The following is a 12183-nucleotide window of genomic DNA, read 5'->3' on the forward strand; positions in this document are numbered from 1 at the left end:
ATAACACGGTACGCAAGAAAGCCTACAGCTTATTGCCTAAAGCCTAAAGCATTAAAGAAAAATGGAAAGTTTTAGAACAGAAATAGAAAATCCGATAGTTCAAAAAGAGATTATCGATCTTGAAAAAAAGATTCATTTATTCCGTGGAGGAAAAATTGATGATGAGCGTTTTCGTAGTCTTCGTTTAGCGCGTGGAATTTACGGACAACGTCAGGAAGGCGTGCAAATGATTCGTATCAAATTGCCTTACGGTAAAGTAACGAGCGAACAGTTGGTACGTATTACTAAAGTTTCTGACGAATATTCTACAGGGCGTTTGCACATTACAACGCGTCAGGATATTCAGATTCACTACGTAAGTTTAGACAGAACTCCGGAACTTTGGGCAAATTTGGCTAAAGATGATATCACTTTGCGTGAAGCTTGTGGAAACACCGTTCGTAATATTACAGGAAGTGAATTGGCTGGTGTTGATGTAAACGAACCGTTTGACGTTTCGCCTTACGCACACGCTTTATTTCAATATTTATTAAGAAACCCCATTTGTCAGGAAATGGGACGTAAATTCAAAATTTCGTTCTCTTCATCTGATGAAGATACTGCTTTGAGTTATTTACACGATTTAGGATTTATTCCCAAAGTTGTAGATGGCGTTCGCGGTTTCAAAATCATGTTTGGTGGCGGTTTAGGATCTCAGCCAGCACATGCTGAATTACTTTCAGAGTTTGTTCCGGCAAATGAAATCATCCCGACAGCAGAAGGAATTATCCGTATTTTTGACCGTTACGGAGAGCGTGCAAAAAGAATGAAAGCGCGTATGAAATTCTTAATCAAAGAAATGGGAAGAGATGTTTTTCTTGATTTAGTTGAAAAAGAGAAAAAAGCAATCGCTTTTGAAAACTACGAAATTGATACAACAGCTTTTGAAGGTGCAATTCCGGAACCATTATTAGAAGTTCCATCAGTTACTATTGAAGATACCAAAGCTTATGAAGCGTGGAAAAAATCAAATGTAATTAAGCAAAAGCAAGATGGTTATTATGCTATCGGAATTAAAGTTTTATTAGGAGATTTTTATACCGATAAAGCCAGATTATTAGCCGATTTAATTAAGAATTACGCAGCAAATGAATTACGTTTTTCATTGCGTCAAAATATTGTAATACGTCACGTAAAAGAAGAGAATCTTCCTTTCTTTTATCAGGAATTAGCCAAACTGGACTTCGTTCATTTAGGCTATAATTCTACAGCAGATATTACAGCTTGTCCGGGTACAGATACTTGTAATTTGGGGATTGCAAGTAGTACCGGGATTGCAGAAGAATTAGAAAAAGTTTTAAATGCCGAATATCCTGAGTATTTGAACAATCAGGAAATCGAAATCAAAATCTCTGGTTGTATGAATGCTTGCGGACAACACAATATGTCAGCAATTGGTTTTCAGGGAATGTCGATCAATTCAGGAAAACTAGTAGCTCCGGCATTGCAGGTTTTATTAGGTGGAGGAAGATTAGGAAATGGTGCAGGACGTTTTGCTGATAAAGTAATCAAAATTCCAAGCCGTAGAGGACCAGATGCTTTGCGTACCATCTTAAATGATTTTGATGCTAATGCAAACGGAGAAAAATTCCTTAACTATTACGATCAAAAAGGAGAGAAATATTTCTATGAAATTTTGAAACCTTTCGCAGATGTAACCAATCTAACCGAAGCTGATTTTGTAGATTGGGGTAATGCAGACAATTATGTAAAAGCAGTTGGAGTTGGAGAATGTGCCGGAGTTGTGATCGATTTAGTAGCAACTTTATTGTTAGAAGCTAAAGATAAATTGACATTTGCTCAGGAATCATTCGAGGAGGGAAAATGGTCAGACGCTATTTACCATGCTTATGCTGGATTTGTAAACGGTGCAAAAGCATTATTACTTTCAGAAAACGAAAAAACAAACAATCACGCAGGAATTGTTGATTTGTTTGATACCGTTTTTGTTGAAAGTGCAAAAATTGGATTACCAACAACATTCAGAGAATTGGTATATCAAATCAATCAAAATGAACCAAGTGAAGCCTTCGCAAAACAATATATTGAAGAAGGAATTGCGTTTTTTGCAATTATAGAAAAATACAGAGCTCAAGAATTAGCAAATGCTTAATATTAAACCAAAAGTAACTTTAGTCGGTGCAGGTCCCGGCGATCCGGATTTGCTTACGCTGAAAGGTGTAAAAGCATTGGCTGAAGCGAATGTGGTTTTGTACGATGCATTGGCCAATGACGAAATACTGGCTTACGCTCCTAAAAATTCCATCAAAATTTTTGTTGGAAAAAAGATAGGCAATCACGCTTATACGCAGGATCAAATCAATCAATTGATTGTTGATAATGCATTGACTTACGGAAATGTAGTGCGATTAAAAGGTGGTGATCCGTTTATTTTTGGGCGGGGAAGCGAAGAAATTGAATTTGCAGAAAGTTTTGGAATCGAAACAGTTGTCATTCCTGGAATATCTTCCGTAGTTGCCGTTCCCGCAAGTCTGGGAATTTCAATTACAAAAAGAGGTGTTTCAGAAAGTTTTTGGGCTATTACAGGAACAACTTCTGATAGAAAATTATCTGCTGATGTTGCTTTGGCCGCTCAATCATCTGCAACAGTTGTTATTTTGATGGGAATGCACAAATTGCCTCAAATTATCGATTTGTTTCAAAAAGAAGACAAAGGAGATTTGCCTGTAGCAATCATCCAAAACGGAACAACCAAAGATGAAAAAGTGGGAGTTGGAACAGTAAATTCAATTTTAGAAATTGTAAAAGAGAAGAAACTAAGTTCACCAGCAATTATCGTTCTGGGAGAAGTTGTGAGAGAAAGCAATAAATTAAAAGGATTTTACGAAGAATTTCTATCAAAAGAAATAGTTAGATAAAGTTCCGTAGGAACGATCCATATTGTAGCGCCGGGTTTCAACCCGGGGAACGCGAGATTATGATTTTGGATTTCAATCTAATGATGCAAAGAATTAAATTTATTAGGTTAAAAACGACCGAATTTAATTCGATAAAATAAAAATCATCTAATTTTGATTGGATAAAATTAAATGAAATGGAACAGAACGAATTATATCCGATATTCTTAAAACTTCACAATCTAAATGTGTTGATTGTGGGCGGAGGAAATGTTGGACTAGAAAAGCTCTCTTTTTTATTAAAATCGAGTCCGAATGCAAATGTTGAGGTTGTAGCGCCGGATTTTCATTTAGAAATTAAAGTATTAGCCGAAAATCATCCTTCAATTAAATTGACGGAAGCCAAATTTAAAAAGAAAATGCTCAAAAAACGCCATATGGTAATCGCTTGTACCGATGATTTTGAAGTCAATAAAAGGGTTTACGAATTGTCGAGAAAGCGTTATTTGATTTGCAATATTGCCGATACACCAGATTTGTGTGATTATTATTTAGGCGGAATCGTAACGAAAGGAAACGTAAAAATTGCTATTTCGACCAACGGAAAATCGCCAACAACCGCTAAAAGGTTAAGAGAGTTTTTTGAAGAGGTAATTCCGGAAGATATCAACCAAATGGTAGAAAATCTTAATGAATATCGCAAAACCTTAAAAGGCGACTTTGAAGAAAAGGTAAAAAGAATGAATGAAATAACCAATTCATTAAAAAATAAAGAATAGAAAATTGCGCAAAGAAATCAATGACAAAAATCATTGGCAGTAGAATAAATTATTCGTTTCTTTGTATTATTAAGAATGATTATAAACAACAACCATAATGATTAAAACAGATATACTTATAATTGGAGCAGGACCAACAGGTTTATTTGCCGTTTTCGAGGCAGGATTATTAAAATTAAAATGTCATATTCTAGATGCTTTGCCACAAGCAGGAGGACAACTTTCAGAATTGTATCCAAAAAAGCCTATTTATGATATTCCTGGTTTCCCTGAAGTTTTAGCAGGAGATTTAATTGATAACTTACAAGAGCAAATTAAGCAGTTTGAGCCAGGTTATACATTAGGAGAACGCGCTGAAACTATTGAAAAACAAGAAGACGGAAGTTTTATCGTAACCTCAAATAAAGGAACTAAATTTCACGCGCCTGTTATTGCAATCGCTGGAGGTTTAGGAAGTTTTGAGCCTCGTAAACCACTTATAGAAGATATCGAGTTTTATGAAGATAAAGGAGTAAAATACTTCATCAAAAATCCGGAGAAATTCAGAGATAAGAGAGTTGTAATTGCCGGAGGAGGAGATTCAGCATTAGACTGGAGTATCTTTTTGGCCAATGTAGCTTCAGAAGTAACTTTAATTCACCGTAGAAATGAGTTTAGAGGAGCTCTTGATTCTGTAGAAAAAGTACAGGAATTAAAAACATCTGGGAAAATTAAATTAATTACGCCTGCAGAAGTAATCGGAATCAATGGTGCAGAGCACGTTGAATCGTTAGATATCGAAGAAAACGGAGCACACCGCAAAATTGAAACAGATTTCTTTATTCCACTTTTCGGATTAACGCCAAAATTAGGGCCAATCGCAGACTGGGGATTAGAAATCGAAAAAAATGCCATTAAAGTAAACAATGCATTAGATTATCAAACTAATATTCCGGGAATCTTCGCAATTGGAGACGTAAACACATACCCAGGGAAATTGAAATTGATTTTATGTGGTTTCCACGAAGCGACTTTAATGTGTCAGGCTGCATACGCAATTATCAATCCGGGTAAAAAATATGTATTAAAATATACAACAGTTTCTGGAGTAGACGGTTTCGACGGAACTCGTAAAGAAGCGCCGAAAGCAGTTGTGAAAGCTATAGTTTAGTTTTTAAGCTTCTAAGATACTAAGGTTCTGAGGTTCTAAGTTTTTTACTTAGCATCTCAGAACCTTTCTCGTTTACAGTCTTTTATGGAATATTAATTTCAAAACTTTCTATCTTAGTAACTCAGAATCTTAGAACCTTAAAAAAATGGCTTTCGACGAAAATAATGCGCAAAGAATCCGAAGGTTTCTACAACACAAAGAAGCTGACTTTTTCGAAAAGAAAATGTTTGGCGGACTTGTTTTTATGGTAGACAATAAAATGTGCTGCGGAACCCGACTTGACAAACAAACGGGAGAAAATCTTTTGCTTTGCAGAATTGATGATATTGCCTATACAGATGCAATAGAAAGAGACGATATAATACCAATGTCAAGCTCTGAAAGACCAATGAAAAACTATATTTTCGTCACAGAAAACGGCTGGCAAAGAAATAAGGATTTAGAGTTTTGGTTACAGCTTTGTTTAGATTTTAATCCGCTTGCAAAAGCAAGCAAGAAAAAATAAGTAAAAGGACGATTATTTATAATATTGACAAATCCCAGAAGGATGTTATATTTATAGAATTAAGGATATTTATGGAAGAAACCCCATCGGGTGACATATTAAATTATAATAATGAGGTATCGCTCCTCTGGAGCTTTGGTCAAACGGATAATTTTCGGCTATAAAATATTATGCTCCTCCGGAGCTTTTAATACAAGCAAAACACAAAGAAAAATTTTAAACTTAGAACCTCAGTCCCGAGGCTTCAGGATTGCAACTTAGAAACTTAAAAAAACATTTGCAAGTCGCAAGGCTATTTCATACCTTTGCACTGTTCTTAAAATTATTGAAAGTTATCACGAAAGGCGGAGGGAAAGACCCAATGAAACCTTAGCAACCCTTTATCATAAAGAAGGTGCTACATTCTACTTTTTACTAATTCATAGTATTAAAGATAGATAACACAAATACATAAAAGTATTTCTCAAAACTCTTCCTGACAACCATACAATATTATTTTACTGAATTCAGTATCATGAGCGAATCATTGACGCATTTTTTGCTGTCAATAGTTCCCGCTTTCGTCTTTATCTCTCCGTTTCACTGCGAGGATATCGACTCAATCGGGGCTAGTTAGCTTACAATAGTGAATTCTTGGAATTAATGTGAATCAAAACGCGTATCCTAACAGGTTTTCAAAGCCTATTAGGTATGTTTTAAATAATAGAATAAAAAAAGCTTAGTGTCTTAGCGTCTTCGTGGCAAAAGGCAAGCAGTCATGGCAATAACAATTCAGGAAGCAATAAAAAAAAATATCCTAATCCTTGATGGAGCAATGGGAACAATGCTGCAACGCTATAATTTCTCGGAAGAAGATTTTCGTGGAGAGCGTTTCAAAGATTTCCCCCATCCGTTAAAAGGAAACAACGATTTACTATCCATAACACAACCACAAGCGATCCGCGATGTTCACGCTGCCTATTTTGATGCAGGTGCTGACATTGTAGAAACCAATACTTTTTCAGGAACTACGATCGGTATGGCCGACTATTTCCTGGAAGATTTGGTTTATGAATTAAATTACGAATCGGCTAAAATTGCCCGAGAAGTAGCCGATGAATTCACCGCTAAAAATCCGGAGAAACCACGTTTTGTTGCCGGATCCATCGGACCAACAAACAGAACGGCAAGTATGTCGCCAGATGTAAACGATCCGGGTTACAGAGCCGTAACGTTTGATGATTTGCGTATTGCTTACAAACAACAAGTCGAAGCTTTAATGGATGGAGGATGCGATTTACTTTTGGTAGAAACTATTTTCGACACCTTAAATGCTAAAGCAGCACTTTTTGCAATCGAAGAAGTAAAAGACGAACGCAATTTGGATATTCCAATCATGGTTTCGGGAACAATTACCGATGCTTCAGGAAGAACACTTTCTGGTCAAACGGTTGAGGCGTTTTTGATTTCAGTATCACATATTCCGTTATTGAGTGTTGGGTTCAATTGTGCTTTAGGAGCCGATTTATTGAAGCCGTATTTAAAAGCATTATCTCAGCATACACAGTTTAACGTTTCGGCACATCCCAATGCAGGTTTGCCAAACGCTTTCGGACAATACGATGAAACGCCGGAACAAACTCAGGCGCTAATCAAAGAATATTTAGATGATAATTTAATCAATATAATTGGCGGTTGCTGCGGAACAACTCCGGATCATATTCGATTAATTGCTGAGGTTGCGAAGGGTTATAAGCCGAGAGTAGCGCCGATATTAGTCTAATTAATATAACTATGAGAATATTTATAATCGCATTAGCCTTTTTTTCTTTTTTTGCAATTGAGAAATTTTATGCACAAACTGCGGAAATACATTTTAAAAAAGGAAAAGAAAGCTATGAAAAAGAGGATTATATAAATGCTCTTATTGAATATAATAAAGCAATAGAGATTAATCCCAATTATTCGAGAGCATACTGTGGAATTGGAATTATAAAAGCAAAAAAAGAACAATATAAAGAAGCTATAATTGACTATAATAAGGCAATTGAACTTAATTCCAAATATATAAATGCTTATTTTAATAGAGGAATTGCGAAAAAATGTCTTAAGAATTACAGAGAAGCAATAAATGATTTAAATAAAGCTGTACAATTAAATAATGATGATTTAGACAATTTTCCTGATATGTATTATTCCGAAAGAGCTTCAGCTAAAACGGCGTTTAATGATTACAGTGGAGCGATAACTGATTATAATAAAGCAATTGAGTTTAGTAATAAAGATGCTGATTTATATTATAGCAGGGCAAGTGTAAAGTATAGTTCGAGTGATGCTATTGGATCAATGGCGGATTATGATAGAGCAATTGAACTTAATCCAGATTTTACCAACGCATATTATAATAGAGGTTTGATTAAATATGATAATTTAGATTATAAAGGAGCTATTAGTGATTTTAGTAAAGCAAGTGAATTGAGGCCTGACTTTTCGCGACCTTATTCTGCTAAAGGAGATGCATTTGCTAAATTGGAAAAATATGATGATGCAATTATTTATTATGATATAGCGATTAAACAAAGTCCGGATCGTCCAGAGTTTTACCATAATAGAGGGCTTAGTAAATTAAAATTAAATAAAAAAAATGAAGCCTGTTCTGATTTTAAAAAAGGAAAAGAATTAGGTGGAAAGTCTTCAGCTGAAGCGATAAAGGCAATTTGTAATTAAATATGTTACGGAACAAATAGATTATTATATAACAAATGTTGCGTGAGGGATAGAAGTGAAAAGCCCACAGCCTGACGAAGGAAGTGCGAGGACTTGTAGCGGATAGCCCGACCCTTGGGGCACGCCCAAAATAAGATTATTAAAAAACGAAATATACCTACAAGGTTTCGAAAACCTTGCAGGAAAGAAAAGAATAAAAAAAACTCAGAACCTTAGTCCCGAGGCTTCGGGATCAGGATCTTAGTAACTTAGAAAAAATGGCAGAAAAAAGAAGAGACCTTGTATTAGCAGGATTAGAACCGTTAATTATTACGCCCGAAAGTGTTTTTGTAAACGTTGGGGAACGTACGAATGTAACCGGTTCACGAAAATTCCTTCGCTTAATTAAGGAAGAGAAATATGACGAGGCGCTTGATATTGCAAGACAACAAGTAGAAGGTGGAGCACAAATCATCGATATTAATATGGATGAAGGAATGCTTGATGGTGTTCAGGCAATGACTAAATTTTTGAATTTAATTGCATCAGAACCGGATATTTCGAGAGTGCCGATTATGATCGACAGTTCGAAATGGGAAATCATCGAAGCGGGTCTAAAAGTAGTACAAGGAAAAAGTGTTGTAAATTCCATTTCATTGAAAGAAGGTGAAGAAGCCTTTATTCATCATGCCAAATTAATCAAACGTTACGGAGCGGCTGCGATTATTATGGCTTTTGACGAAGTAGGTCAGGCCGATAATTTTGACCGAAGAGTCGAGATTTGTCAGCGTTCGTATGATATTTTGGTTAATAAAGTTGATTTTCCTCCACAGGATATCATTTTCGATTTAAATATTTTCCCCGTTGCAACCGGAATGGAAGAACATCGCCTGAATGCTTTGGACTTTTTTAGAGGTACAAAATGGGTTAGAGATAACTTGCCTCATGCGCATATTAGCGGTGGAGTAAGTAACGTTTCGTTTTCTTTTAGAGGAAACGATCACGTTCGTGAAGCGATGCACTCGGTGTTTTTATACCACGCAATCAAGAACGGAATGACGATGGGAATTGTGAATCCGGAGATGCTTTCGATTTACGATGATATTCCGAAAGATTTATTAGAACACGTTGAAGACGTAATTCTGGACAGGCGTGACGATGCGACAGAACGACTTTTAGATTTTGCTGAGAACGTAAAAGGCGAAGTAAAATCAGATGAAAAAGCGATTCAGGAATGGCGTTTAGGAACGGTTCAGGAAAGAATTACACATTCATTAGTAAAAGGAGTTGATGCTTTTATTGAAGAAGATGTAGAAGAAGCCCGTTTGGCAGCAACCAAACCAATCGAAGTTATCGAAATCAATTTGATGACGGGAATGAATGTCGTAGGAGATTTATTCGGAAGCGGAAAAATGTTCTTGCCTCAGGTAGTAAAATCGGCACGTGTAATGAAAAAAGCGGTTGCATATTTATTGCCCTATATTGAAGCTAGTAAACAAGCCGGAGACAAACAAGGAAACGGGAAAATATTGATGGCAACCGTAAAAGGTGACGTTCACGATATTGGTAAAAACATTGTTTCGGTAGTTTTGGCTTGTAACAATTATGAGATTGTAGATCTTGGTGTTATGGTGCCTCCGGAAAAAATTATTGCTGCTGCAATTGAACACAATGTAGATATCATTGGTTTAAGCGGACTAATCACACCTTCGCTTGACGAAATGGTGTATCTGGCCAAAGAACTTGACAAACAAGATATTAAAATCCCGATTATGATTGGTGGAGCAACGACTTCGCGCGCGCATACCGCTGTGAAAATCGCTCCGCAATACAGAGAAACTGTAATTCACGTAAACGATGCTTCGCGCGCCGTGACAGTTGCAGGAAACCTGTTAGATCATAACCGTAAAATATATGCAAGCGATATTCGTGCAGAATACGATTCGTTTAGAGAAACGTTTTTAAATCGTTCAAGAGATAAAAACTTCTTGAGTATTGAAGATGCCCGTAAAAATAAAATGCAATTAGATTGGAGTGAATACACGCCGACAAAACCAAAATTTATTGGAAAACAAACCGTCGAGGTTGAACTAGATGTTTTGGTTCCGTATATCGACTGGACGCCATTTTTTCAAACTTGGGAATTGCATGGAAAATATCCTGCGATTTTAACAGATGAGGTTGTGGGTAAAGAAGCAACTTCTCTTTTTGCAGATGCTCAGGAAATGCTGAAAGTAATTTTGGCTGAGAAAAAACTACAAGCAAAAGGTATTTATGGAATTTTTCCTGCGAATCAGGTTGATGATGACGATATCGAATTGCGTGATGAAAATGGAAAAGTTTTAGAGAAATTCTTAACGCTTCGTCAGCAATCACAAAAAACAAAAGGCGCGCCGAATATTGCATTGTCTGATTTTATTCTGCCAAAAGAAAGCGGGATAGAGGATTATATGGGAGCTTTTTGTGTGACAACCGGTTTTGGTGTAGACGAATGGGCCGCAGAATTTGAGAAGGATTTGGATGATTATAATTCAATTATGGTTAAGGCATTGGCCGATCGTTTTGCTGAGGCTTTTGCCGAATATCTTCACGAAAAAGTTCGTAAAGATTTCTGGGGTTATGATATAGAAGAATCTTTAACAAACGAAGAATTAATTAAAGAAAATTATAAAGGAATTCGTCCGGCGCCAGGATATCCGGCTTGCCCGGATCACCTGGAAAAACCAACAATCTGGAAGCTCTTAAATGTAGCCGAAGAAATTGGAGTTACCTTGACGGAAAGCATGGCAATGTGGCCGGCTTCCTCTGTTTCCGGATATTATTTCGGAAACCCGAAAAGCAGGTATTTCGGACTCGGAAAAATAAAAGAAGATCAGGTGGTTGATTACGCCAAACGACGTAGCGTGCCAACAGATTACGCAATGAAATGGTTAAACCCTAATATAGCAGATTAAGAAAAGTTTCAGGTTTCAAGTTTCAGGTTCTCTAAAGCAACTTGAAACTTTGAAACCTGAAACAAAAAAAGATATTTGATTTATGTTTTTGATTCAGATTTTTTACACAAACAACTCAAAACTCATAATTCATAACTCATAATTTAAAGAATGAAAGTAACAGAACATATAGAAAACGCCAAAGGAAATACATTATTCTCATTTGAACTTATTCCGCCTCAAAAGGGGAAAAGCATTCAGGAATTATACGATAATATCGATCCGTTGATGGAGTTTAAACCGCCATTTATTGATGTAACAACTTCACGCGAAGAATACATTTATATTGATAAAGGCAACGGACTTTTGGATAAAAAGTTAACTCGTATGCGTCCGGGAACGCTTGGAATTTGCGCTTCTATAAAACATAAATACAATGTAGATACTGTACCACATTTGCTTTGCGGTGGTTTTACACAGGAAGAAACAGAATATATGCTGGTTGATTGTCAGTATTTGGGAATCAACAACGTAATGGCTCTTCGTGGTGATGCCATGAAAGATGAACAATCTTTTGTGCCAAAAGTTGGTGGTAATAGTTTTGCTATTGATTTGGTAAGACAAATAAACGATTTAAATTGCGGAAAATATCTGCATGAAGTTATGGATGCCGGCAATAAAGCTGATTTTTGTATTGGAGTTGCGGGATATCCTGAGAAACATTTAGAATCTCCTTCATTACAATCAGATTTAAAAAGACTGAAAGAAAAAGTAGATGCAGGAGCAGATTATGTGGTGACGCAGATGTTTTTTGACAATGCTAAATATTTTACTTTTGTAGAAAAAGCGAGAGAAATGGGTATTACAATTCCTATTATTCCGGGAATTAAACCAATTGCTGTTCAAAGACATTTACAAATTTTACCACAGATTTTCAGAATTGATTTACCGGAAGATTTAATCGATGCTGTTGATAAATGCAAAAACAATGCAGAAATAAAACAAGTAGGAATCGAGTGGGCAATTCAGCAATCGTTAGAATTAAAAGCTGCCGGAGTTCCTGTTTTACATTATTATTCAATGGGAAAATCTGAGAATATTCGCCAAATCGCGAGTCAGATTTTTTAATATTTAAGACAATGCTGTAATCTTTGTCAAAGTTCAAAACTTTGAAAAAGATATTGCTAGCTTGGAATTTGGGAGTTAAAGTTTAGAATTTTTTAAATTTAAACAT

9 protein-coding genes and 1 riboswitch are annotated in these 12183 nt (G+C 36.1%); all 9 genes read left to right on the forward strand.

All coding sequences use genetic code 11. The features are described from left to right. Nucleotides 1–61 precede the first annotated feature (61 nt). Nucleotides 62–2152 (forward strand): HEPN domain-containing protein, encoded by a 2091-nt coding sequence (locus RT99_RS18190; RefSeq protein ID WP_042566163.1) that lies wholly within the window; start codon nucleotides 62–64, stop codon nucleotides 2150–2152. Continuing rightward, entirely contained in the window at nucleotides 2145–2918 is a 774-nt protein-coding gene (gene cobA / locus RT99_RS18195) for a uroporphyrinogen-III C-methyltransferase (protein WP_042566164.1), read from the forward strand. The genes RT99_RS18190 and cobA overlap by 8 nt, the downstream gene beginning before the upstream one ends. A 176-nt stretch (nucleotides 2919–3094) precedes the next feature. Then, complete coding sequence (locus tag RT99_RS18200) at nucleotides 3095–3676, forward strand: bifunctional precorrin-2 dehydrogenase/sirohydrochlorin ferrochelatase (RefSeq protein ID WP_042566165.1); 582 nt, start codon at nucleotides 3095–3097, stop codon at nucleotides 3674–3676. 97 nt (nucleotides 3677–3773) lie between these two features. Then, nucleotides 3774–4826, forward strand: coding sequence for an NAD(P)/FAD-dependent oxidoreductase (locus RT99_RS18205; RefSeq protein ID WP_042566166.1), 1053 nt, complete (start codon nucleotides 3774–3776; stop codon nucleotides 4824–4826). A gap of 145 nt (nucleotides 4827–4971) precedes the next feature. Beyond that, nucleotides 4972–5331 carry a TfoX/Sxy family protein gene (locus RT99_RS18210; protein WP_042566167.1) on the forward strand — a complete coding sequence of 120 codons (360 nt, stop codon included), beginning with the start codon at nucleotides 4972–4974 and terminating at the stop codon, nucleotides 5329–5331. A gap of 329 nt (nucleotides 5332–5660) precedes the next feature. After that, nucleotides 5661–5775, forward strand: a riboswitch (SAM riboswitch). A 313-nt stretch (nucleotides 5776–6088) separates the two neighbouring features. Next, on the forward strand, nucleotides 6089–7093 hold the full coding sequence (locus RT99_RS18215) for a homocysteine S-methyltransferase family protein (RefSeq protein ID WP_042566168.1): 1005 nt from the start codon (nucleotides 6089–6091) through the stop codon (nucleotides 7091–7093). Between the two features lie 11 nt (nucleotides 7094–7104). Beyond that, nucleotides 7105–8037, forward strand: coding sequence for a tetratricopeptide repeat protein (locus tag RT99_RS18220; RefSeq protein ID WP_052483725.1), 933 nt, complete (start codon nucleotides 7105–7107; stop codon nucleotides 8035–8037). A gap of 257 nt (nucleotides 8038–8294) precedes the next feature. Then, complete coding sequence (metH, locus tag RT99_RS18225) at nucleotides 8295–10970, forward strand: methionine synthase (protein WP_082036981.1); 2676 nt, start codon at nucleotides 8295–8297, stop codon at nucleotides 10968–10970. 150 nt (nucleotides 10971–11120) lie between these two features. After that, entirely contained in the window at nucleotides 11121–12077 is a 957-nt protein-coding gene (gene metF / locus RT99_RS18230) for a methylenetetrahydrofolate reductase [NAD(P)H] (RefSeq protein ID WP_042566169.1), read from the forward strand. The last annotated feature ends 106 nt before the right edge of the window (nucleotides 12078–12183 follow it).

This window comes from Flavobacterium sp. MEB061, assembly GCF_000834715.1.
GTDB classification, from domain to species: Bacteria; Bacteroidota; Bacteroidia; order Flavobacteriales; family Flavobacteriaceae; genus Flavobacterium; species Flavobacterium pectinovorum.